At 69.0% G+C, this 23,317-nt stretch carries 19 protein-coding genes; 9 read left to right on the forward strand and 10 right to left on the reverse strand.

From position 1 onward, the window contains the following. Positions 1–123 precede the first annotated feature (123 nt). Both ACFVUT_RS01800 and ACFVUT_RS01805 read right to left on the reverse strand, forming a co-directional pair. Positions 124–1,137: a LacI family DNA-binding transcriptional regulator gene (locus tag ACFVUT_RS01800; RefSeq protein WP_389642624.1), complete on the reverse strand. Its 1,014-nt coding sequence runs from the start codon at positions 1,135–1,137 to the stop codon at positions 124–126. 104 nt (positions 1,138–1,241) lie between these two features. Beyond that, positions 1,242–2,009, reverse strand: coding sequence for a thioesterase II family protein (locus tag ACFVUT_RS01805; RefSeq protein ID WP_389642627.1), 768 nt, complete (start codon positions 2,007–2,009; stop codon positions 1,242–1,244). A 317-nt stretch (positions 2,010–2,326) separates the two neighbouring features. Between ACFVUT_RS01805 and ACFVUT_RS01810 the strand changes: the two genes are divergently transcribed. The 5 genes from ACFVUT_RS01810 (at position 2,327) to ACFVUT_RS01830 (ending at position 7,512) form a co-directional block, all read left to right on the forward strand. After that, positions 2,327–2,818, forward strand: coding sequence for a molybdopterin-dependent oxidoreductase (locus tag ACFVUT_RS01810; RefSeq protein WP_389642629.1), 492 nt, complete (start codon positions 2,327–2,329; stop codon positions 2,816–2,818). 400 nt (positions 2,819–3,218) lie between these two features. Continuing rightward, entirely contained in the window at positions 3,219–4,256 is a 1,038-nt protein-coding gene (locus ACFVUT_RS01815; RefSeq protein ID WP_389642632.1) for an ABC transporter ATP-binding protein, read from the forward strand. Positions 4,257–4,359: 103 nt separating this feature from the next. Further along, positions 4,360–5,571, forward strand: coding sequence for an ABC transporter substrate-binding protein (locus tag ACFVUT_RS01820; RefSeq protein WP_389642635.1), 1,212 nt, complete (start codon positions 4,360–4,362; stop codon positions 5,569–5,571). Positions 5,572–5,662: 91 nt separating this feature from the next. After that, positions 5,663–6,547: an ABC transporter permease gene (locus ACFVUT_RS01825; protein ID WP_389642637.1), complete on the forward strand. Its 885-nt coding sequence runs from the start codon at positions 5,663–5,665 to the stop codon at positions 6,545–6,547. Between the two features lie 149 nt (positions 6,548–6,696). Next, complete coding sequence (locus ACFVUT_RS01830; RefSeq protein WP_389642640.1) at positions 6,697–7,512, forward strand: ABC transporter permease; 816 nt, start codon at positions 6,697–6,699, stop codon at positions 7,510–7,512. A gap of 217 nt (positions 7,513–7,729) precedes the next feature. Here the strand turns inward: ACFVUT_RS01830 and ACFVUT_RS01835 are convergent, their stop codons facing one another. The 5 genes from ACFVUT_RS01835 to kdpF all read right to left on the reverse strand — a co-directional run bounded on the left by ACFVUT_RS01835 (position 7,730) and on the right by kdpF (position 13,370). Continuing rightward, on the reverse strand, positions 7,730–8,626 hold the full coding sequence (locus ACFVUT_RS01835; protein WP_389642643.1) for an aminoglycoside phosphotransferase family protein: 897 nt from the start codon (positions 8,624–8,626) through the stop codon (positions 7,730–7,732). Positions 8,627–8,774: 148 nt separating this feature from the next. Then, positions 8,775–9,443 (reverse strand): K(+)-transporting ATPase subunit C, encoded by a 669-nt coding sequence (gene kdpC, locus ACFVUT_RS01840; RefSeq protein ID WP_389642646.1) that lies wholly within the window; start codon positions 9,441–9,443, stop codon positions 8,775–8,777. 31 nt (positions 9,444–9,474) lie between these two features. Beyond that, a complete protein-coding gene (gene kdpB / locus ACFVUT_RS01845; RefSeq protein WP_389642649.1) occupies positions 9,475–11,604 on the reverse strand; it encodes a potassium-transporting ATPase subunit KdpB in 2,130 nt (709 codons plus the stop codon). Further along, the gene (gene kdpA / locus ACFVUT_RS01850; RefSeq protein ID WP_389642653.1) at positions 11,604–13,268 is read right to left on the reverse strand and encodes a potassium-transporting ATPase subunit KdpA; all 1,665 of its coding nucleotides are present in this window, start codon (positions 13,266–13,268) and stop codon (positions 11,604–11,606) included. Before kdpA ends, kdpB begins: the two co-directional genes overlap by 1 nt. Positions 13,269–13,280: 12 nt before the next feature. Then, positions 13,281–13,370: a K(+)-transporting ATPase subunit F gene (gene kdpF / locus ACFVUT_RS01855; RefSeq protein ID WP_389642656.1), complete on the reverse strand. Its 90-nt coding sequence runs from the start codon at positions 13,368–13,370 to the stop codon at positions 13,281–13,283. 442 nt (positions 13,371–13,812) lie between these two features. On the opposite strand from kdpF, the gene ACFVUT_RS01860 reads away from it, so the two are divergent. Further along, entirely contained in the window at positions 13,813–14,181 is a 369-nt protein-coding gene (locus ACFVUT_RS01860; protein ID WP_389642659.1) for a hypothetical protein, read from the forward strand. 291 nt (positions 14,182–14,472) lie between these two features. Here the strand turns inward: ACFVUT_RS01860 and ACFVUT_RS01865 are convergent, their stop codons facing one another. Then, positions 14,473–16,659 carry a hypothetical protein gene (locus ACFVUT_RS01865; RefSeq protein WP_389642662.1) on the reverse strand — a complete coding sequence of 729 codons (2,187 nt, stop codon included), beginning with the start codon at positions 16,657–16,659 and terminating at the stop codon, positions 14,473–14,475. Between the two features lie 200 nt (positions 16,660–16,859). Here ACFVUT_RS01865 and ACFVUT_RS01870 point away from each other — a divergent pair, with 200 nt between their 5' ends. The 3 genes from ACFVUT_RS01870 to ACFVUT_RS01880 all read left to right on the forward strand — a co-directional run bounded on the left by ACFVUT_RS01870 (position 16,860) and on the right by ACFVUT_RS01880 (position 22,236). Beyond that, positions 16,860–17,888 carry a LacI family DNA-binding transcriptional regulator gene (locus ACFVUT_RS01870; RefSeq protein ID WP_389642667.1) on the forward strand — a complete coding sequence of 343 codons (1,029 nt, stop codon included), beginning with the start codon at positions 16,860–16,862 and terminating at the stop codon, positions 17,886–17,888. Between the two features lie 102 nt (positions 17,889–17,990). Then, on the forward strand, positions 17,991–21,071 hold the full coding sequence (locus ACFVUT_RS01875) for a glycoside hydrolase family 2 TIM barrel-domain containing protein (RefSeq protein ID WP_389642668.1): 3,081 nt from the start codon (positions 17,991–17,993) through the stop codon (positions 21,069–21,071). 88 nt (positions 21,072–21,159) lie between these two features. Beyond that, on the forward strand, positions 21,160–22,236 hold the full coding sequence (locus ACFVUT_RS01880) for a LacI family DNA-binding transcriptional regulator (protein WP_389642670.1): 1,077 nt from the start codon (positions 21,160–21,162) through the stop codon (positions 22,234–22,236). A gap of 81 nt (positions 22,237–22,317) precedes the next feature. Here the strand turns inward: ACFVUT_RS01880 and ACFVUT_RS01885 are convergent, their stop codons facing one another. Both ACFVUT_RS01885 and ACFVUT_RS01890 read right to left on the reverse strand, forming a co-directional pair. Further along, on the reverse strand, positions 22,318–22,671 hold the full coding sequence (locus ACFVUT_RS01885) for an antibiotic biosynthesis monooxygenase family protein (RefSeq protein ID WP_389642672.1): 354 nt from the start codon (positions 22,669–22,671) through the stop codon (positions 22,318–22,320). 217 nt (positions 22,672–22,888) lie between these two features. Beyond that, positions 22,889–23,140, reverse strand: a complete 252-nt coding sequence (locus ACFVUT_RS01890) for a hypothetical protein (RefSeq protein WP_389642674.1) — start codon at positions 23,138–23,140, stop codon at positions 22,889–22,891. Positions 23,141–23,317 lie beyond the last annotated feature (177 nt).

Consider the following 23,317-nt stretch of genomic DNA (forward strand, 5'->3'; position numbering starts at 1 on the left):
CCGGTCCGACGACACGACCCGGCTCGGCTCGCAGGGCCGTCGGCCGTGCGGGCCGGCCTGCGGCCTGCTGGAGCGCGAGCGGCTGGTCGGCGAGGCCTGCGGCAAACCGTTCCGGTCGCAGCGCTAACGGCGGACCTGGGGTGCGGCAGTGCTGCGTCGCACGATGAGCTCGGGTGAGATCTTCTCTCGTACCGCCCGCTCCCCACGCAGCATGCGCAGCAGCGATTCGACGGAGCTCCTGCCGAGACGGCCGAAGTCCTGCCGAACCGTGGTCAGCGCGGGTACCAGGTACCCGGCCCCCGCCATGTCGTCGAAGCCGACCAGCGAAACGTCCTCGGGTACCCGCACGCCCTGTTCCGCGCATGCTGCCAGCACCCCCATGGCCATGTGATCGTTCCCTGCGAAGACCGCTGACGGCAGTCCGTCACCGCTCGCACACAGCTCACGAGTGAGACGGAACCCGCTCTCCGCGGTGAAATCACCCTCCAGCACGATGCCCTCGGCCCCCGCCGAAGCGATCTCGGCCCGCCAGCCTTCGACCCGCTCCCGTGCGTCGAAGGTGTGCAGGGCACCCGTCAGGTGCGCGACGCGGCGATGGCCGAGGTCGAGCAGATGCCGTACGGCCAGTCGTGCGCCTAGCTTCTGATCGACTTCGACGAAGCTCAGATCGGGGTTGGGCGCGTTCCCGGACATGATCACTGCCATCGGCACGTTGAACACCAGGTCGGCCAACGCCTCCACTGCGACGGGCCGGTCGGCGATGACCGCGATGGCCTCCACCGACTGGTCGGTCAGCCGCCGCAGCGTCTCGACCAGGTCTCCGGGACTGTCTCCCTGCCAGCTCGCCAGGCTCACCCAGTAGCCGGCCTGCTTCGCCGCCGTCTCGATCCCGTGCAGGACGTGCGACAGCTCGAAGAGCTCCGATCCGGCTATGACCACGCCGATCGTCGAGGAATGGCGACTCTTCAGGGCTCTGGCCACGCTGTTGCGACGGTAACCGAGCTTCTGGATCGCGACTTCCACCCGGGCCCGGGTCTCCGCGCGTACCGACGGGTGGCCATTGACGACCCGGGACACGGTGATGTGCGATACGCCGGCCTCACGCGCCACATCCATCATCCCTGGGGGGCGATTCATGTTCTTCGCTTCTCCGCCCTCGACCGCACGACCGTGACCTCTGCCTCAACAGTGATGGTGTCACACAGCCCGGCAGATCCCGACAGGCGCGAACCGCGGGCGTCTCAACTCCGCACATCTGAAAGGCCATCGCGGACGAGACGGGTGACCGTTTCCCCATGGTCGTTGAGAAAGAAGTGGCCCCCGGGGAGGGTCTTCAGGACGAAGCCGCCGCGGGTGTGGTTCGCCCAGCCTTCTGCCTCCTGGGCGGATACCCGGTCGTCGCTCTCGCCGGTGAGCACGGTGATCGGGCAGGAGACCACGTCATCCGCTCCGCCCCGGTAGGTCTCGATGGCCCGGTAGTCGCTGCGGAGCATCGGCAACACCATGTCGAGGATTTCCCGGTTCTTCAGGAGCGCGGGGTCGGTGCCGCTGAGCGTCGTCAGTTCGGCGATGATGCCCTCGTCGTCGCGGGTGTGCACGAACTCGGCCCGGAAATGGGAGGGCGCTCGGCGTCCTGAGACGAAGAGGGCCAGCGGAGGCTTCCCCAGCCGCTTCTCCAGGCGTACCGCCAGCTCGAAGGCGAGCGTGGCACCCATGCTGTGCCCGAACAGGGCCATCGGCTCGTCGGCCCACGGCACGAGTGCGTCGAAAATAGCATCGGCCAGTTCAGGGATGGTGGCGATGCACGCCTCCCTGTAGCGGTCCTGCCGCCCCGGATACTGCACGGCTACGGTGCTGATGTGCGGCGCCAGCGCGGCCGACATCGGGCGGTAGAAGGTCGCACTGCCGCCGGCGTGCGGAAGGCAGATGAGCCGCACACCCTCGTCGGCGCGGTGATAGCGCCTCATCCAGGAGTCGGTGGCCGATGGGTTCTGGACGTTGGGATTCATGAAGACCACGATCTCATCCGGCACTTGACTTCGGCCACAAGAATCGGAAGACCCTCATGCGGTCCGGCTCCTCGGCGAAAGCCTCGAAAGCCTCGCTTGAACGGTCGGAGCGCAGGCGCCGTCGCAGCGGTCGCGCCCCGCTCCGGCGGGACGCATACGCGTCTCCGGCGGGGACGCATACGCGCGGAATGCATCCGCAGATGCGAGGTGAATGCCATCTGTCTCCTTGCATGAGCTCGGACACGCATCAAAACGGATGGTATGTGCGTTTGTGGGGGAGGGGTGTTCGGGTACGGTCATGCGGGAGGTGGTAGCCCGTGAGTCAGTCCCACGCAGCTGCCGGTACGACCGCCGGTCCGGTGGCGGAACTCACCCTCACCGGTGATCTCGCCCGTCCGGCCCGCCTGACGGTCTCCGCTTTGCTCGCCTGGCCCCAGCACCGGGCACGGGTCAGTTTCGAGTGCGCCACCAGCGGCATCCAGCACCACACCTTCACCGGACCGCTCCTGTACGACGTCCTGACGTCCGCCGGTCCGGCCTTCGACCTCGCACGGCGCAAGGACCGCCTGCGCTTCCTGATCGCCGTACGTGGCGCGGACGGCCACCACGCCCTGCTGTCCTGGGCCGAGATCGACCCCGACTTCGGCCGCGCCCCCGTTCTCCTCGCGGTCACCATCGACGACAGCCCCCTCGATCACGCGGGCGCCCAACTCGTCCTGCCCCAAGACCGTTGCGGGGCCCGGCACATCAGCGGCATCGACGCGATCCGCGTGGACGGCGGCTACCCCGCGATGAGCGGCCCCCGATGAGCGGCTGACCGAACGGAGCGGCTGACCGAACGGAGCGGCCGACCGCACCGAGCGGCCGACCGCACCGAGCGGCCGACCGTGCAGAGCGGCGGTCCGCCTCCCCTGCGCGTGCGGCAGCCCGGACCGGCTGCACCACGGGCGTCGACCGCCGCGCAACCGGCGCTTCGCGTACCGCTTCTCTCGGCTTCATGGGTTTCAACGGCAACCACCCTGTAAAGCTCATGTGTTGACCCGTCCTGCGCCGCGAGGTGGCCATTGAGATGTGAACGACGGCTTCCTATGGTTCCAGTGCCGTGGCCGGAAAGGTCTGCCGGGCGTCGTGCGCCGGTGAGCCCTTCCGGCCGCAGCACCCGCTGCGGTGCCCGTCCGACGCTCAACAGCATCAGAAAGGTGTCCGCCCATGGAGGGAACGGCGATCCGGCTGCATGGGCTGAGCAAGGCCTTCGGCCGGTCCGAGGCGGTGACCGGGGTCGACCTGGAGATAGCCGACGGTGAGTTCTTCTCGATGCTGGGCCCGTCCGGGTCGGGCAAGACCACGGTGCTGAGGATGATCGCCGGATTCGAGACGCCCACCTCCGGCACTGTCGAGCTCGCCGGTCGCGACGTCACCCGCCTCGCACCCTTCGAGCGCGACGTGCACACCGTGTTCCAGGACTACGCGCTCTTCCCGCACATGACGGTCGAGCAGAACGTCGCGTACGCACTCAAGATTCGGAAGGTGCCGAGAGCCGAACGGCTGGACCGCGCCCGCGAAGCCCTCGCTCAGGTCCGCCTCGACGGCTTCGACGGACGCCGGCCCTCACAGCTCTCCGGGGGCCAGCGCCAGCGCGTGGCTCTCGCCCGCGCCCTGGTCGGCCGACCCCGGGTGCTGCTCCTCGACGAACCGCTCGGCGCCCTCGACCTCAAGCTGCGCGAGCAGATGCAGGTCGAACTCAAGGCCATCCAGCGTGATATCGGCATCACCTTCGTGTTCGTCACCCACGACCAGGAGGAGGCCCTGACGATGAGCGACCGGATCGCCGTTTTTCGGAAGGGCCGTATCGAGCAGACCGGCACTCCCGCCGAGATCTACGAGCGACCGGCGACTGCTTTCGTCGCCGGTTTCGTCGGCACCTCCAACCTGCTCGCAGGGGACGCCGCCGAACGGGTCGTCGGCTCCACGGGTACGTACAGCATCCGGCCCGAGAAGATCCGCGTCCTCAAGGAGTCCGCCACCCCCGACGAACGTGAGCACTCCACCGCCACCGGCACCGTCGCCGAAGTCGTCTATCTCGGCGACGTCACCCGCTTCCTGGTGGATCTCGACGCGGGAGGGCGCCTCACCGCCGTCCAGCAGAACCTGGAGACCTCCTCCGAGGATGTCGCGGCCTACCGGGGCGCTCGGGTCAGGCTGCTCTGGCGCGACCGCCACACGTTCCGGGTTCCCGAGGCGCGGTGACCGCACCACGCCGCCACGCCGCCACACCGCCATGACCGCACGCGGCCCCACGTCGCCTTGACCGCACAGCCCGCACGTTCCGTCCCGCTCCGCCCCCATACCCATGGAGAGATTCGTGCGCCTGAACCGTTCGCTCAAGGCCGCAGCCGCCATCGGCGCGCTGCTCCTGGCCACCGCCTGCGGCTCCTCGGACCCGGACAGCGGCCCGTCCTCGAAGGGGCTCAACCCCCCGGACCTCACAGCACAGTCGAAGCTCGGCAGGACGGAGGGCCAGGTCAATCTGATCGCCTGGGCCGGCTACGTCGAGGACGGCTCGAACGACCCGAAGACCGACTGGGTCAGCGGCTTCGAGAAACAGACGGGCTGTCAGGTCAACGCCAGGACGGCCGCCACCTCCGACGAGATGGTCAGCCTCATGAAGACCGGCGCCTACGACGCCGTGTCCGCCTCGGGGGACGCCTCGCTGCGCCTCATCGCCTCCGGAGACGCGGCCCCCGTCAACACCGAGCTCGTGCCCAACTACGCGTACGTCTTCGAGGGCTTGAAGAACCAGGACTGGAACTCGGTCAAGGGTGTCCCGTACGGCATCCCGCACGGCCGCGGCGCCAATCTCCTCATGTACAACACGGAGAAGGTCACGCCCGCCCCCGATTCCTGGTCCGCGGTCTTCGACAAGGCGTCCGCGCACAAGGGAAAGGTCACCGCGTACGACTCGCCGATCTACATCGCCGACGCCGCGCTCTACCTGAAGGCCACACGGCCGGACCTCGGCATCAAGAACCCGTACGCCCTGGACCAGAAGCAGTTCGACGCCGCCGTGGACCTGCTGAAGAAGCAGAACGCGAACATCGGCGAATACTGGAGCGATTACCTCAAGGAGATCTCCGCCTTCAAGAGCGGTGACTCGGTGGTGGGCACCAGCTGGCAGGTGATCGCCAACCTCGCCCGGTCCGAAGGCGCCGAGGTCAAGGCGGTCCTCCCCAAGGAGGGCTCCACCGGCTGGTCCGACACCTGGATGCTCGCCGCTGAGGCCAAGCACCCCAACTGTGCCTACAAGTGGCTGGACTGGATCATCTCACCCAAGGTGAACGCGCAGGTCGCCGAGTACTTCGGTGAGGCCCCGTCCAATGAGAAGTCCTGCGTCGAGACCGCCGACACAAACCACTGCGCCACGTACCACGCCGCGGACGAGCCCTACTGGAAGAACGTCCACTACTGGAACACGCCCATCCCGCAGTGCCTGGACGGCCGCACCGACGTCACCTGCGTGCCGTACGCGACGTGGGTGCGGGCCTGGAACGAGATCAAGGGCTGAATCCGTCGATGACGCGCGGAGCAAGGCTGAATCCGTCGATGACGCGCGTCCGGGACCGGACGTGGCTGTGAAACAGAGCAGGGGCTGACCCATGACCGAATCCGTCGCAGCCGCCGGACCCGTCCGGCGGCTCGCTGGGAACCTGCACCGCCGCCCCCGGTTGCGGCTGTCCCTGCTCCTGGCCACGCCGCTGCTGTGGCTCGTCCTCGCCTACCTCGGCTCACTGGCCGTGCTGTTCCTGTCGGCGTTCTGGACCACGGACTCCTTCACCTCGGAAGTCGTGAAAGTGTGGTCCACCGACAACTTCGAGGCGCTGCTCACCGAACCGTTGTACCGGCAGGTGGCGCTGCGCAGCATCGGTGTAGCGCTCTTTGTCACCGTCCTGTGTGCCGTGATCGCGTTCCCGATCGCTCTCTGCACGGCACGGGTGGCCCGGCCCAGATGGCGTCCACTGCTGGTGGTGGCGATCCTCACGCCGCTGTGGGCGAGTTACCTGGTGAAGGTGTACGCCTGGCGGCTCATCCTGTCCGAGGGCGGCCCGCTCGACTGGCTGCTCAAGCCTCTCGGCCTCGGCGGCCCCGGCTACGGTCTGCCCGCCACCGTCATCGTCCTCACCTATCTCTGGCTGCCGTACATGATCCTGCCGATCCACACGGCGCTCGAACACCTTCCTGACAGCCTGCTCGACGCCTCCGCCGATCTCGGCGCCCGCACCGCACGCACCTTCCGCTCCGTGGTGGTGCCGATGGTGCTGCCGTCCGTCGCCGCCGGATCGGTCTTCACCTTCTCGCTCAGCCTCGGCGACTACATCACCGTGCAGATCGTCGGCGGCAAGACCCAGCTCATCGGCAACCTCGTGTACTCCAACGTGACACTGAACCTGCCCCTGGCCGCGGCACTCGGCACCCTTCCGGTGATCGTCATTGTGCTCTATCTGCTCGCGGTGCGTCGTACAGGTGCGCTCAGCAGTCTCTGAGCACGGCCGCCACCGCCGTCTGCGGACACCGCCGTCTGCGGACACCGCAGTTCGCGCACACCGCAGTTCGCGCACACCGCAGTTCGCGCACACCGCAGTTCACGGACACCGCAGTCTTCGAACACCGCCGGCTTCGAGGAGCCCACGTCATGCGACTCTCCCGCCCCGCACGCATCGCGGTGCGTACCGCCGCCGGCATCGGCTTCGCGGTCATCTACCTTCCGCTGCTGCTCGTCCTTCTCAACTCCTTCAACCCTGAACGCAGTTCGAGCTGGCCGCCACCCGGCCTCACCTTCGACTGGTGGGCCGCGGCCTGGCGCAACGACGGTGCCCGGTCCGCCCTGTGGACATCCGTCGAGGCGGGCCTCGCCGCCACGGCGATCGCGCTGGCGCTCGGCACACTGGTCGCCTTCGCGGTGCACCGCCACACGTTCTTCGGCCGTCAGGCGATCTCGTTCGCCGTCGTCCTGCCGATCGCGCTGCCCGGCATCGTCACCGGAATCGCCCTCAACTCGGCCTTCCACACCGTGCTTGAGCCACTGGGCGTGGGCCTCGGCCTCTTCACGGTCGTCGTCGGCCACGCCACCTTCTGTGTCGTCGTCGTCTTCAACAACGTCGTGGCGCGACTGCGCCGCATGCCCGGCAGTTACGAGGAAGCCGCGATGGACCTGGGCGCACACACCTTCCGCGCCTTCGCCGACGTCACCTTCCCCCTGCTGCGGTCGGCTCTGCTGGCAGGCGGGCTCCTGGCCTTCGCGCTGTCCTTCGACGAGGTCGTGGTGACCACCTTCACCGCGGGCCCCGGTGTCCAGACTCTTCCGATCTGGATCTTCAACAACATGGCCAGACCGCAGCAGGCCCCGGTCGTCAACGTGGTCGCTGCGCTCCTCGTCCTGCTGTCCGTGATTCCGATCTACATCGCCCAACGGCTGTCCTCGGACACGGTCTCGGGCGGCAGGGTCTGAGGCCACCCGCACGGAGGCGTGGCGCCCCGCCGCATGGCTGACGGCTGCTTCGGACACACACACGGTTCGCCGCGATCCATGACCCGCACGACCCCGACCGCGGCGATCCGGACGCGTACGTTCGGACGGCGGAGGATTTATGGTCGGGCCCCGTCGGTGCTGCGGTCGGTGGGGGTGGCAATCGATCGTCCTGGTCACGACCTGCAGCCGGGCGACATCACTCCACCGACTCCAGAACGCGGTCGAGTGTCCGGCGCCCCATCCCGCTCATCGTCGGATTGCTTTCGACGTAGTACCAGACAACGCCCATCGCTTGTACGAACGCCCACGCCTTGCCGCGCTCCCATTCGAGTTCGTCGCAACCCAGTGTCCGCCGCAACACTGCCCTCGGACCCCGCTGCAGCAGGTGCCAGGCACTGACCAGATCCAGCGCAGGGTCGGCCGGTCCGAAGCCGCCGGTGTCGAGCACGCCGCTGAGCCGGTCGCCCGTGACCAGCACATTGCCGGGGATCAAGTCACCATGGCTCATCACATCGGCACCTGTGCGAGCCAGTTCCCGCAGCCGGCTCCACCGTTGGCGCAGCCGGGGAACATCGAGCAGCCCCTCGCTCTCCTCGAAGCACCTCTCCATCCATGCGTCGTGGTGAGTGAGGACGCCGCCACGACCCTCGCCGCTGAAGACCCGCCCTCGCGTATCGGCCTTACGGAGGGCGGCGATGAAGAGCGCAAGATCCTGTGCGAAGGCATCCGACCCACTCGGGTCGGCGTCCGAGGCGACCGTTCCCGGCAGCCACGTCTGGACCGACCACGGCATGGGATAGCCCGCGCCGGGCTCTCCCAGGGCTACGGGTTCCGGGGTGGGGAACCGAGACACCCGTGCCAGCTCCGTGCTCGCCCGGGCTTCCTGTTCCAGAACCGCCAGCACCTCTGCGGCATCGGTCAGACGCAGGGGGAAACGTGCTGAGAGGTCGTCCCCGATGCGGAAGACGGCGTTGACCGTCCCTGTCGACTGCAGGAGTCGGATCTGCTTGCCGCTCCACCGAGGGAACTGTTCCCGCATCAAGGCCGCAACTGTTGCGGTGGTCACGTCCACTTGGTCATCGTGCATGGCCATCTCTCGCACTCTCTTCCTCTGGTCCTGCGTCCGGAATTCGTCAGGCAGTGCGACCAGATTGCCCGAGGCGGGGCTGTCCCTCTTTCGCGTGACCGTATCGCCCCAGGCCACAGCCCGGCATCCGGACCAGATCAAGGGAGACGGGACATCAGCCGTGTGTGTGCCCGGGGCCCGGGGACGCCGCCCGGTCCAGTGGGCCCAGATCGTGGTTGAGCTCGACGACGTTGACGCAGGGCTGCCCCAGAAAGCCCAGCACACGTCCCCGGACATGCCGGGTGACCAGGGCTCTGACCCTGGCCGGAGCGAGGTGGCGGGCCTTCGCGACCCGGTTGACCTGTGCGTACGCGTACGACGGGGAGATCGCCGGGTCGAGGCCGGAGCCGCCGGCCGTGACGGCGTCCGCAGGAAGGGACGCCGGTGGCACGCCGTCGAAAGCTGCGACGGCGGCGCGACGCTCCCGGACCGTCCTGATGAGCCGGGCGCTGTTCGGGCCGAGGTTGGAGGCGCCCGAATTCAGTGGGTCGTAGCCACCGTTGGACGGGCGCGGCTGGAACCACACGGGGTCCGGACGCGGCTCCTCGCGCGGGTCGCGCGGGTCGCTCCTCGGCAGGGCGAAGTTCTGGCCGATCAGCCGGGAGGCCACAGGCCGGCCGTCGGTGGTGAGCAGCGAGCCATTGGCCTGGTGGGTGAGGCCGGCCTGGGCGATGCCGGTGACGAGCAGGGGGTACGCGAGGCCCGTGGCGACGGTGAACACGAGCAGCATGCGCAGGGCGGCCAGATGGTGGCGGAGCACGGCTGGAAGGGTGACGGGCGCCATGGGATCGCCTTCTCCTCTCGTCGGACCGTGGTCAGCGCAGTCCGGGGATGTACTGGATGACGAGGTCGAGCAGCTTGATGCCGACGAACGGCAGGACCAGACCACCGAGCCCGTACATCCGGATATTGCGGCCGAGCAACTGGGAGGCGGAGGACGGCCGGTAGCGCACGCCACGCAGCGCCAGGGGGATCAACGCGATGATGATCAGCGCGTTGAAGACGATCGCCGAGGTGATCGCCGAGGTGGGGCTGTGCAGGCGCATGATGTTGAGCAGGTCGAGCCCCGGATGGACGCTCGCGAACATCGCGGGGATGATCGCGAAGTACTTCGCGACATCGTTGGCGATCGAGAAGGTCGTCAACGCGCCCCTGGTGATGAGGAGTTGCTTGCCGATTCCGACGATCTCGATGAGTTTCGTCGGGTTGGAGTCGAGGTCGACCATGTTCCCGGCCTCCTTGGCGGCCGATGTGCCGGTGTTCATCGCCACGCCCACGTCCGCCTGGGCGAGGGCGGGGGCGTCGTTCGTGCCGTCGCCGGTCATGGCGACGAGCTTCCCGCCCTCCTGTTCGCGCCGGATCAGGGCCATCTTGTCCTCGGGCGTCGCCTCCGCGAGGAAGTCGTCCACACCGGCTTCCTGCGCGATGGCGCGTGCCGTGAGCGCGTTGTCCCCGGTGATCATGATGGTTCTGATGCCCATGCGGCGGAGTTCGTCGAAGCGTTCCCGCATGCCCGCCTTGACGACGTCCTTGAGGTGGATGACACCCAGGACGCGCGCGGTCTGTGTCCCCTCGGTCCGGGAGACGACGCCGACGACCAGCGGGGTTCCGCCGCTCGCCGAGATGCCGTCGACGATCTGTCCGACATCGTCGGTGGGGTGGCCGCCGTGGTCCCGCACCCAGCGCATCACCGCGGTCGCCGCGCCCTTGCGCAGCGACCGGCTTTCCCCCGGATCATCGAGGTCGACCCCGCTCATCCGGCTCTGAGCGGTGAAGGGGACGAACACGGCCCGGTCCAGTTCGCCCTCGCCCCGTGCGCGCAGGGCGTACCGCTGCTTGGCGAGAACGACGATCGAACGGCCCTCGGGTGTCTCGTCGGCGAGGGAGGACAGTTGAGCGGCGTCGACGAGTTCATCGACGCTCACCCCGCGCGCCGGCAGGAACTCGGCGGCCTGACGGTTGCCCAGGGTGATGGTCCCGGTCTTGTCGAGGAGGAGGGTGTTGACGTCGCCCGCGGCCTCCACGGCACGCCCGGACATCGCCAGCACATTGCGTTGGACGAGGCGGTCCATGCCGGCGATGCCGATCGCCGAGAGCAGCGCGCCGATGGTCGTCGGGATCAGTGCCACGACGAGGGCGACGAGGACCACGATGCTCTGCTCGGCCCCCGCGAAGACGGCGAAGGGCTGCAAGGTCACCACGGCGATCAGGAAGACGATCGTGAGGGATGCCAGGAGGATGTCGAGCGCGATCTCGTTCGGCGTCTTCTGACGGGCCGCCCCCTCGACGAGGGCGATCATCCGGTCGAGGAAGGTCTCACCGGGCTTGGAGGTGATCCGCACCACGATCCGGTCCGAGAGCACCTTCGTGCCGCCCGTGACCGCCGACCGGTCGCCGCCCGACTCGCGGATCACCGGTGCCGACTCTCCCGTGATGGCCGACTCGTCGACGCTCGCGACCCCCTCCACGACATCGCCGTCGCCCGGGATCGTCTGTCCGGCTTCGACGACCACGTGGTCGCCCAGTCGCAGGTCGGCGCCCGGAACCTCCTCCTCCGCGGTGTCGGTCGCGCCGGGCCGCCAGCCGGTGAGACGCCGGGCCGTCACCGTGGTCTTGGTACGGCGCAACGTCGCCGCCTGTGCCTTGCCCCGCCCCTCCGCGACCGCTTCGGCCAGGTTCGCGAACACGGCCGTCAGCCAGAGCCACGCGGTGATCACCCAGGCGAAGACGCTGGGGGATCCGACCGCCGACAGCGTGGTCAGGAGCGCCCCGACGCCCACCACGAACATGACCGGATTGCGGAACATCGAGCGCGGATCCAGCTTGCGCAGGGCGTCGGGAAAGGATCGCAACAACTGTCCCGGATCCATCAGCCCGCCGGGGATCCGGTCCTGACGGGGCCCGGTCCCCGGCGGGACGGGGCCGGAGGCGGAGGTGGTCGACATCAGTGCAGCCCCTCTGCGAGGGGGCCCAGTGCGAGGGCCGGGAAGTACGTCAGCCCCACGACGATGAGGACCACTCCGGTGAGCAGGGCGACGAACTGCGGACGATGGGTGGGGAGTGTGCCCGCGTTCACCGGCACGGGTTGCTGACGGGCGAGCGATCCGGCAAGGGCGAGGACGAACACCATGGGCAGGAACCGGCCGAAGAGCATGACCACGCCGAGCGTCGTGTTGTACCAGACGGTGTTCGCGCTCAGACCCGCGAACGCCGAGCCGTTGTTGTTCGCCGCGGACGTGAAGGCGTACAGGACCTCGGAGAAGCCGTGTGCCCCGGTGTTGAGCATGGCCGCGCGTTCGCCGGGGAACGACATGGCCAATCCCGCACCCGCGAGCACGAGGGCGGGCGTGGTCAGGATGTAGAGGGAGGCGAACTTCATCTCCCGGCCGCGGAGCTTCTTGCCCAGGTACTCGGGTGTACGGCCGACCATCAGCCCGGCGACGAAGACCGCGACGACCGCCAGGACGAGAATCCCGTAGAGACCGGAGCCCGCACCCCCCGGCGCGATCTCGCCCAGCATCATGTTGAAGATCGTCATCCCGCCCCCGCCCGGTGTGTACGAGTCGTGGGACGAGCCGGCCGCTCCGCACGACGTGAGCGTGGTGGACACGGCGAACAGGACGGAGGCCCAGATCCCGAACCGGGTCTCCTTGCCCTCCGTCATTCCGCCGGCCGCCTGACCGGCGGTACTGCTCACGTCGTGCAGCTCGTTGGCGGTCACGACGGCGACCGAAGCGGTCCAGATGACCGCCATGACGGCGAGGACCGCGTAGCCCTGCCGGTGGTCGCCGACCATCTCGCCGAAGGTCCGCGGCAGCGAGAAGGAGACCACCAGCATCAGATAGATCTCGATCAGGTTGGTGAGGGCGCTGGGGTTCTCGAAGGGGTGCGCCGAGTTCGCGTTGTAGAAGCCGCCGCCGTTGGTGCCCAGTTGTTTGATGGCTTCCTGCGAGGCGACGGGACCGCCGGTCAGGCTCTGGTGGTCTCCGGCGATGGTGGTGACGGTCTGGGCGCCGTGGAGGTTCTGGATGACGCCCGTGGCCACCAGGACGATCGCGAAGACGAACGCGATGGGCAGCAGGACACGCAGCACGATCCGGGTCAGGTCCACCCAGAAATTGCCCACCCGATCGGTCTTCTTCCTGGTGAAGCCGCGGATGAGTGCGGCGACGACGGCGATTCCCATGGCCGCGGAGGTGAAGTTCTGCACCGCGAGGCCCGCCATCTGGACCAGATGTCCCATCGTCGACTCGCCCGCATACGCCTGCCAGTCGGTGTTCGTGACGAAGGACGCGGCGGTGTTGAACGACAGGTCAGCGGCCACCGGCTTCATGCCCAGGGAGAGCAGGAAGTGGTTCTGCAGACGCAGGAACCCGTAGAGGAACAGCACCGATACGGCGGAGAAGGCCAGGACCCCGCGCAGGTAGGCCGGCCAGCTCTGGTCGGCGTCGCCGCTCACTCCGCCCCACCGGTAGACCAGACGTTCCGCCCGCCAGTGATGACTGCTCGTCAGGACGCGTGCGAGATATCCACCCAACGGGCGGTACGAGAGTGCCAGCGCCACCACCAGGGCGATGACCTGGAGCCAGCCCGCAAGGGTTTCGTTCATCCGGGCCCGTCCCTAGAAGCGTTCGGGGAAGATCAGGCAGACGACCAGGTAGACCACCAGGACGCAGGCGACGCTCAGGCCGACGATGTTGTCCGCGCTCACAAGCGCTCGACCCCCCTGGCCACCAGACCGATGAGGGCGAACACCGCGACGGTGAGGCCGATGTACACGACGTCCGACATGCGCGAGGCACCCCGCAGAGTCAGTGAGCGGAACTCTTCGTCCCACCCGTGGATGAGATCACTGCAGCACCTGAGGCTATATCAGTAGAAATCCGGATCAGTCCGATGTGATGCGGGCCGATGGGGTGATCGCCGTGACCCCCTACCGGCCTCGCCGGATGGAACCGCCACCGGATCCGGTCGTCACACCGGCGAGAGGGCCTGGGGCTGTGCCCCGGACCGGCGTCCGCGCTCCCTCGACCTGGTGCGGGCGGTGATCACGGCGTTCTGCGTGGGCCGGGGCCCCGGCGGCGGCGTCGTGGCCGTCCGGCGCACGTGTGCCCCGGCTCGGCCGGGCTCCGTCCATGAGGGATGATCCCGTCATGGACAGAGCGCTCGACCTCGACGAGGCTGCTGCCGTTCTGCTGGGACGGGCCGTGAGCTGGAGATCGGCTGGTCTCGAAGTGGGACAGCTGACGTGGCGGGACGCGGAGGCTTCGTGGCCGCAGCCGCTCGAAACCGACAGGGCTCGGGTTCACGACCCCGACTCGGTCGGTGTGGTCATCTCCGACCCGGCGGAAGCCGAGCTGTCTGTCGTGCTGTTCCGTGGTGGTTGGGCCGACGTGGATTTTGCTGCCGACCTCGACGACGTCGGCTGCCTCCCGGCCTCGGACATCACCTCGGGATCGGACTTCGGGATCCGGATGGATCAGTGGGTGGCTCGTGTCTTCGGGGTGCTCGGCAGCGCGTAGAAGCAGTGCGGACAGCCGTGCGGCGGGATCCGGCTGAAGCATCTCCCCGTCGCCCTTGGCTCTCCACCGCCGCCGACCCGCAGTCCGCCGCGGCGAAGGCGGGCCGGCGTGGGATCTGCGGCCCGATGTTCTGCTCGGCCTGGTGTCGAGGGGGGACGGGCGGCAGGGAGCAGAAGGACGACACATCCCCACCGGCCGGCCGGACCGGGCAGGGTACCGAGCGTGGCCGGTGACTTCGACAGGTCGTCTGCCCAGGTGCTGCGGCCGTCGACGACTCCGGCGGGACGACCCTCAGGGAACCCAGCGGTAGAGCAGCACCTTGTTGAAGAGATCGTCCTCGACGTTGACCAGGTACTCCCCGGTGGAGCGCTGGACTGCTGAGATGCCGTAGGGGATGTCGACCCACCCGGTCCGCGTGACTCCACCGACATTGCTGCCGGGGAGCCAGCTGCCGACGGCGCTTCCGTCACTGGCCCTCCAGACCCAGACCTGGCCGCGGGTCTGGACGCCGACCGTGAAGATGTAGTCGCCTGCCCACGCGAGGCTCACCGTCGTCACGCCCGGCGTCGCGGTGGTGTCCCAGGGGAGGAGCATGGTCCAGGTCGCCGTACGGTTGCCGGTGCTCCAACGGTCGTAGCGTGCCAGGACCTTGCCGCACTCTTTCCAGTACGCGTTCTCGAACGGTGCGGTGGGCGTGTACCCGGCCATGTACATGACGTCGCTGTCCACGTCGTAGTGCAGGCGGCGGACGGTCGTGAACGGGGCGGGCAGGGGGATCGTGACCATGCTGGCGTAGTCGTAGATCGGGTTGCCCTTGGCGTCGAAGCCCTGCAGGGGATACCGGCGCAGGTCGCGGTCCCCGCCCTCCCAGACGTCGCCGTTGGTGTCGACGAACCAGACCCAGCAGTTCCCCGGGGAGTTGAGACCGGTGCCGGGCTGGAGGTATTCGCCGGCCTCGAACGCGCCGTTCCCGCTCACGTCGCGCCAGATCCACTGGCCCTGCGCCGGCTGGTACGGGGGCCACGTGGGGTCGTCGCCCGTCCAGTGCTGTTTGAAGAACGCTCCGGACGGCCTGGCGATCTCGCCCTCGAAACGGTAGATGAGCAGGTGCGAGCAGTACATGCCAGTGACGTACATGTACAGGGAGCCGTTCTTGCGCAGCAGCGTCGGAGACGCGGCGTGGTGCTGGTGCCCGGTCAGGAACAGGCGTGGGTCCTGGGGGTACTTGACGGAATCGAGGGAGTAGCCGCGCCAGGCGACATCGCGCCCCGGTGGTTTGGTGACGTCGATGCGGTAATGGCACTGCTTGGTGTAGACGTCCAGCCCGTCGGAGTCCGGGTCGAAGTCGGCGGCGTCCACGAAGGCGCTCCCTTGGAGCTGCCAGACCAGGTTGCCCGCCGAGTCGAACTTGCGGATCCACGAACCGAATTCGCACAGGGCGACGTAGACGTTGCCCGCCGCGTCGCCGCCGACCCCGGTGATGCCGAAGAACTTGTCGGCGAGGTTCCGGCCCGGCGTCCCCGCCCCGATGCCGCCCGCGAGTCCCAGGCTCCGCGCCAACACCGGCGTCCCGGACAGATTGCCGTACGTGTGCACCTGGCGGAGCGGGCCGTTGTCGCCGACCAGCAGATCCCCGTGGACGTCGATCGCCAGCGAGGTCGGGATCCAGTCGCTCGCAGGCCCGCTGATGGTGCCCGGTAACGCGGCCCCGGTGTTGGAGAAGTGCAGGATCCGTGCCGGATGCGCGGCATCGACGTGCCAGAAGTGCCCGTCGTTCGTGTCCCGTGTGATGTTCTCGACGACCCAGATGCCGCCGTCGGCGTCGATCGCGACCGCACCCGGCTTGCTGACGCTCCAGCTCCGCAGCAGCGATCCGGTGGCCGCGTCGAAGACCTTCACCAGGTTGGACACCCGGTCGGTGGCCACCACCTGTGTGGCCGAGGCGGTCGCCGCGGCCGGCGGGCTGCCCACATTGAACGTCAAAGACGTGCCGGTGCCGTTCAGGGCGAAGCGCGTCAGGCCGTTGCCGACGGCGAGGTAGGCGTAGGCCCCGTTGACCGCGACCGCGTCCCCGTTGGCCCCTCGGCAGTTCCCGACGAGGTGGCCGTCCTTGTAGATACCGGCGTAGTTGCCGGCCTCGTCCCAGAAGCTGACGGTGTAGACCGTGCCGTCGGCGGCGACGGCGATGTCGAAGACGAAGTCCTGCACCCACTCGGTGGCCCCGGAGAACGTGTTCCCGGTCCAGGAGGTGACGACGTCGGACGTGCCGGCGTACGGGATGGCGCCCGGCGCCCGCGCAGGGAGACTCCCTGACGCGGCGTCGGTCGTGGCTGCCGCGGTGGCGGCGTTGTCGAAGGAGAACACACCGGCCAGTCCCGCGGCGATCGCGGCGTTCCTGCCGTAGGCCAGCGCCTGGCGGCGGGTCACCGCGCTCTTGCCGGGTGAGGGGAGGTTGCGTTCCGGCGTCCTGTCGCTCATGGTCAGGATCCTTTGCTCGGCGAGCTGCATCCGGTCTGGTGCGACGTCAAGTGACCGCTCACTTGACGTCGTTGAAGATAGAGTCGCTCAAGTACCGCGTCAATCCATCTGCATCAGCTTCCGATCAGCTTCCACGGGGCGATCCTGAGCCGTATGATCCGATGTCCTCAAGTGAGCGGTCATGGAACAGGGGTCTCTGCGTGTCCGATCGGGCGACTCTGCGCACCGTCGCAGCCAAGGCGGGTGTCTCGCACCAGACGGTCTCCCGGGTGGTGAACGGCGACCCGACGGTCACCGACGGCATCCGGGACAAGGTGCTCTCCGCCATGCGCGCGCTCGACTACCGCCCCAGCGCGGGCGCTCGCGCCCTCGCGAGCGGCCGCACGGAGGTCGTCGGCGTCGTCCTTCCGCACGCCCCCGGCTTCGCATTCTCGAACGACCACCTGATCCGCCTGGTCGGGGGCGCGGACCAGGAGCTTGCAGGCCGCGGCTACGGCCTGCTGCTCTCCACCCGCGAGGCACCCGACGACGCGGCGTCGGCCCACCGGCGCTTCACCCGGCGCCGACAGGTCGACGGGCTGCTCGTCGAGGCCGGGGTCGGCGGGGAGGCGCTTCCCGCACTGCGGTCGGCCGGCTATCCCACCGTCGTCATCGGCTACACCGACGAAGACCTCTACCGGGTCCACCCCGACGACGAGGGCGGCGCCTACGCGGTCACCCAGCACCTGCTCGCCCTGGGGCACCGCCGGATCGGCATCGTGGGCGGCCCGGTGGAGAACCGGCTCGCCATGGCCGCCCGGCTGCGTGGCGTGCGTCGCGCCCTCGCCGATGCGCACCGTACGATCCCGGACGACCTGGTGGAACACGGCGACTTCACCAGGGAGTCCGGCTACGCCGCGACCGGACGGCTGATGGCGCGGGCCGAGCCGCCCACCGCCGTCTTCGCCTTCAACGACGGCATGGCGTTCGGCGCGATGCGCTGGCTGCGGGAGCACGGACGAGCCGTGCCCGCCGACGTCTCGGTCGCGGGTTTCGACGACACGGCCGCCGCAGAACTCGTCGATCCGCCGTTGACCAGCGTCAGTCCGCACAGCGTCGACGTGGGCCGACGGGCCGCGCAGATCCTGCTCGACCTCCTGGACGGAAGGCCTCCGGCCCAGCGCGACAACGTCATGCCCAGCACCCTGAAGGTCCGCGCATCAACGGCGCCGCCCCCCAGAGCGCACTGATCCCGACACAGCGAGTGCCGCCCCAGGACGCACTGATCCCGACACAGCGGGCGCCGCCCCAGGGCGCACTGATCCGAGCACAGGGAAAGGACGGCCGAACCGATGGACCACGCGCAGCGCTGCCGTGCGGCGAACACGTACGTCGAGGACGTGTCACCCGGTACAGGCCGGGCACGGCCCCACGCGTCCTTCCGCTCCGACGCACCGGTGATCGAACTGGACGGCTCGTGGAGCTTCCGGCTCGCCGCCGGCCTTCACGACCTGACGCCGGGATTCGAGGACCCCGCGTTCGACGCGGACAACTGGCCCCGCATCGCGGTGCCCTCGTGCTGGCAGATGGACGGACTGCCGGGGCCCACCCGGTTCGGCACCCCTGCCTACACGAACATCACGTACCCGATCCCGGTCGACCCGCCCCGGGTGCCCGACGACAACCCGACGGGGGAGTACCGCCGGGAGTTCGAGGCCGAAGAGGGCTTCGCCGACGGGGGAGCGGCGGTCCTCAGGTTCGAAGGCGTGGACTCGTGCTTCGCGGTCTGGCTGAACGGGGTGCGGCTGGGCGACGGCAAGGGCAGCCGGCTGCCGACCGAGTTCGACGTCACGGACGTGCTGCGCCCCGGACGCAACGTGCTGGCGGTCCGGGTGCACCAGTGGTCCGCCGGAACCTACCTGGAAGACCAGGACATGTGGTGGCTGTCGGGAATCTTCCGCTCGGTGCGGCTGTCGGCCCGACCCGCCGGGGGCATCGCGGACTTCTTCGTCCACGCCGACTACGACCACCGAACGGGGCTGGGCACGCTGCGTGTCGATGTCCGGGGCGAGGCCCGGCTCACCGTCCCGGAGCTCGGGCTCGTCGACGCCGACCCGGCCGGACCGCACGCCGTGGCCGGGGTATCCCCGTGGAGCGACGAACAACCACGCCTCTACGACGGCGAGTTGACGACAGCGACGGAACGGGTGCCGGTCCGGATCGGCTTCCGACGGGTCGCGGTCGAGGACGGCGTGCTGACCGCCAACGGCAAGCCCCTGCTGTTCCGCGGTGTCAACCGGCACGAATGGCACCCCGTCACCGGACGGACACTGTCGCACGACACGATGCTCGATGACGTGCTGCTGATGAAACGGCACCACGTCAACGCCGTGAGAACGAGCCACTACCCGCCGGACACGGCTTTCCTCGACCTGTGCGACGCGTACGGGCTCTGGGTGATCGACGAATGCGACCTGGAGACGCACGGCTTCTCGAAGACCGCCTGGCGGGGCAACCCCGGTGCCGACCCGGCCTGGCGGGCGGCGCTGCTGGACCGGGCCGAGAGGATGGTGGAGCGGGACAAGAACCATCCCAGCGTCGTGATCTGGTCGCTGGGCAACGAGTCCGGCACCGGGGCGAACCTGGAGGCCATGGCGGCGTGGATTCGCGACCGGGATCCGGACCGCCTCGTCCACTACGAGGGCGACTGGGACAACTGCGTGTGCACCGACCTCTATTCGGTGATGTACCCGGACCACTCCACGGTGGCGACGATCGCCTGCGGGCAGGAACCACTGACCGGAGACCCCGCGAACGACGCGCGGCGGCGCGCCATGCCGTTGCTGCTGTGCGAGTACGGGCACGCCATGGGCAACGGGCCCGGAGGGCTGCGCGAGTACCAGGAGCTGTTCGAGGAGCATCCGCGACTGGCCGGAGGCTTCGTCTGGGAGTGGATCGACCACGGCATCGCACGGCGGGACGCCGACGGAAACCTGTACCACGCCTACGGCGGGGACTTCGGGGAGCCGGTCCACGACGGCAACTTCGTCATCGACGGGCTGCTGTTCCCGGACCGCACCCCCTCGCCCGGACTGCTGGAGTACGCGAAGGTCATCGAACCGGTCAGGATCGAGGCCGCGCCGGACCGGGGCATCGTGGTCCGCAACCTCCACCACACGCGCGACACCGGGTATCTCAGGTGGACCTGGCGCCTGGAGGCGGAGGGGGTTCCCCTGGCCGGGGGCGACTGGGAGATGCCGGTGGTCGGGCCCGGGGCACGGGACCGTGTCGACTGGCCCGACTCCCTGACCAAGGCCGTCGGCACGGCCGGGCGAGGAGAGCACTGGCTGACCGTGAGCGCCGAACTCGCCGCGAACGAACCCTGGGCCGACGCGGGCCACACCGTCGCATGGACCCAGATCGATGTGGGCGCCGACAAGGTGTCGCGGACGGTCCCGCCGGACACTCCGCCGGTACGCGGAAGCGGCGGCCGGGGCGCGGGACCGCACCGCGACGGTGACACGATCACGCTGGGCGCCGGCCGGTTCGACGCGGCCACCGGAGCCCTGGTCCGCCTCGGTGAACTGCCCGTAGCCGGGCCCCGGGTCGATGTGTGGCGGGCGCCGATCGACAACGACCGGTTCTCATCGCTGGGTGCGGCATGGCAGCAGGCCGGACTTGACCGCCTCCGGCACAAGGTCCTGGACGTCGAGACCGACGACGACGGGATCACCGTACGGACCAGGATCTCCCCGGCGGGTTCGGACCTCGCCCTGCTCGCCGACTACCACTGGAGTACCGGCGACGGGAACGGGCTCGTGCTGACCGTCGACACCGCACCCACGCGGCCGTGGCCCGTTCCGCTGCCGCGGCTCGGCGTGGCGATGACCGTGCCGGGAGAGTTCGACCGGGTCACCTGGTTCGGTCTCGGCCCCGGTGAGGCATACCGGGACAGCGACACCGCGGTGCGGGTCGGACGGTACGAGAGCACCGTCGACGCCCTGCAGACCCCTTACGTGCGCCCGCAGGAGAACGGCAACCGCAGACACCTGCGGTGGGCCCGCCTCACCCGCTCCCGTCCGGTCGGGGACGGTGCGGGGGAAATCTCTCAGGGTCCTGGCGGGGACGGTGCGGGCGGAACCTCTCCACGTCCTGGCGGGGACGGCACCGCGGGCATCGAGATCACCGGCAGTCCGCTGTTCGACCTGACCGTGAAACCGTGGTCCACGGAGGTGCTGCGGAGTACCGCCCACACCGTCGGCCTGGAACCCGACGGCCTCGTCCACCTCAACATCGACCTCGAACACCACGGCCTCGGCAGCGGTGCGTGCGGTCCTTCCGCCCAGCCGCGCCATCATCTGGCCGCGGTCCCCGCCCACTTCACGCTCGGGATCAGGCCCATCGAAGCGGAGGCCCGTGATGGCGTAGGGTGATCCGCGGGACCTCGGCGGCTGTGCGATTGCCCCATGAGACAACGTGGGCACCTTGCAGCGCCATGTCGCCGGGAGGAGCGTTCCGTCCATGAGTACACCGGGTCCGAGCACGTCCAGGCCGCGACGCCCGACGATGGTCGACGTCGCACGCGAGGCGGGCGTCAGCCTCAAAACCGTCTCGCGGGTCGTCAACGGCGTGTCGACCGTCGACCCGGAGCTGGCGGAGCGCGTGCTGGCCGCAGTGACCCGGCTGGGGTTCCGGCGCAACAACAAGGCCAGGGACCTGCGTTCGAGCAGTACGTCGGCGACGGTCGGACTGCTCATCGAGGATCTGGCCAACCCCTTCTACGCGGGCATCGCCGCCGCCGCGGCGCAGTGCGCCCTGGAGCACGACACGCTGCTGATCACGGCCAGTTCGGAGGAGGACGCCGACCGCGAGCGCAAGCTCCTGCTCCAGATGTGCGAACACCGGGTCGACGGCTTGCTGGTGGTTCCAGCCGGCAGCACCGCCGACCACGTCTACCTGCGGGCCGAGATAGAGATGGGCACCCCGGCCGTGTTTCTCGACCGACCGCCCACCAACCTGCGCGCCGACACCGTGCTCATCGACAACGCGGCGGGAGCGCGGGCCGCGATCGAGCACCTGGTGGCCCGAGGGCATGAGCGGATCGGCGTGCTGTCGGACTGGCTGAGCATCCATCCCATGGCCGAGCGGCTGTCGGCCGCCGAGAGCACGCTGGAGGGGGCAGGGCTGGCCTATCGGCCCGACCTGATCCGGTACGGCCTGCACACACTGCGCGACACCGAGGCCGCGGTCGAGCGGATGCTCGCGGTGCCGCAGCCGCCCACCGCGCTCTTCGCCCTCAACAACCGGATCACCCTCGGCGCCCTCGGCGCGTTGAACCGGCTGGGGGAGGATCTTGACGTGGTCGGCTTCGACGACTTCGAGGCCGCGGGTCTGATGGCGCGTCCGCTGACCGTCGTCTCCTACGACGTGCGAGCCATCGGCAGGATCGGCGCAGAACTGCTCTTCAAGCGCATCGCGGGGGACAAGTCGCGGCCCAAGACGGTCGTCATCCCCACGACCCTCGTCGAGCGCCGCACGTCCGGCGCCGCGGCGGCAGACCGTCCCACCGCACCGGGCGCCGTCCGACAGGTGTATTGATCACGAGCGTGGTGGACACGGGGGACTCGATGAGGGCGAAGACCTCCGGTGTGGTGGAGCTGTCCAGGAACACACCACTACTTACGCTCGCGTGAACCCGTGGCTCCGCTCCACTTTCGCCACATGCAGCGTGTAGCTCTGGTACCACTCGGCCTGCCCGCGCTTTTGCGCCGCGCGGTGCTCGGCGTTGCTCCGCCACTCCGTGAGGGCGTTGGCGTCGCGGAAGTACCCGACGGTGATGCCCAGCCCGCCCGGAGTCTGCGCGTGGTCCATCCCCAGGAACCCAGGGACGTCCTTCACCAGGTCTTCCATGCGTGCGTTGGTTTCGCCGTAGCCGTTCTGGTCCTGGGTTCGCACCGTAGTGAAGACAGCGACGTAGTAAGGAGGTTCATATGCCTCGACGGGCGTGACAGGCGCTTCCGAGTGATCGCTCATGGCGCCACCGTAGGGCGGGATGTGCCCCACGATCCAGCGTCTTTCCTGAACGGGATACATGAGGGATCGGACTCTTGACCGAAGCCGTGCGAGCTCTCCCCCAGCTCCCGGAAACGGGCACGAGGCCACCGGCTCACAGAACGGCGCAAGGGACGGGGAACTCAGGGGCGAACGTTGCCTGCTGCGGCACTGGTTGGGGGATGGGCTGAAGGGCCGGTCACCACGTCTCGTAGTGGTCGGCGAGGCCCTCGGTCGCTCTCTTCCAGAAGTGGGAGCCGCCCAGGTCGTGCGGGAGCGCCTCGACGAAGGCGTCGACCTCTTGGAGGGCCGCCTTCAGGGCCTCCTCGCGCGCGTCTTCGTCTTCGAGGTCGTCCAGGGGATCCAGTTCCCTGACGATGGCGGCGAGCAGGGCAATGGCGGCGCCGGCGTGGCCGTCGGACGCGAACTCGTGGGCGGACGCACGGGTCAAGGGTCCACGGTACCGGCACTGCCGACGCGTTGAGGCGGTGGTGCGCTGTGAGGCAAGGCCCCGGCAACGGGGGTTCCGGTGGATCGCCCGACGGATGCCGTCCTGAGGCGTGTCCGGCTACGCGTCGTGCAGCGGTGTTGTCCGTTCCACGGGGCCTGCTCTGTGTGGTCCGCTCCA

The sequence above is a fragment of the Streptomyces sp. NPDC058051 genome (assembly GCF_042885475.1).
GTDB lineage: Bacteria > Actinomycetota > Actinomycetes > Streptomycetales > Streptomycetaceae > Streptomyces.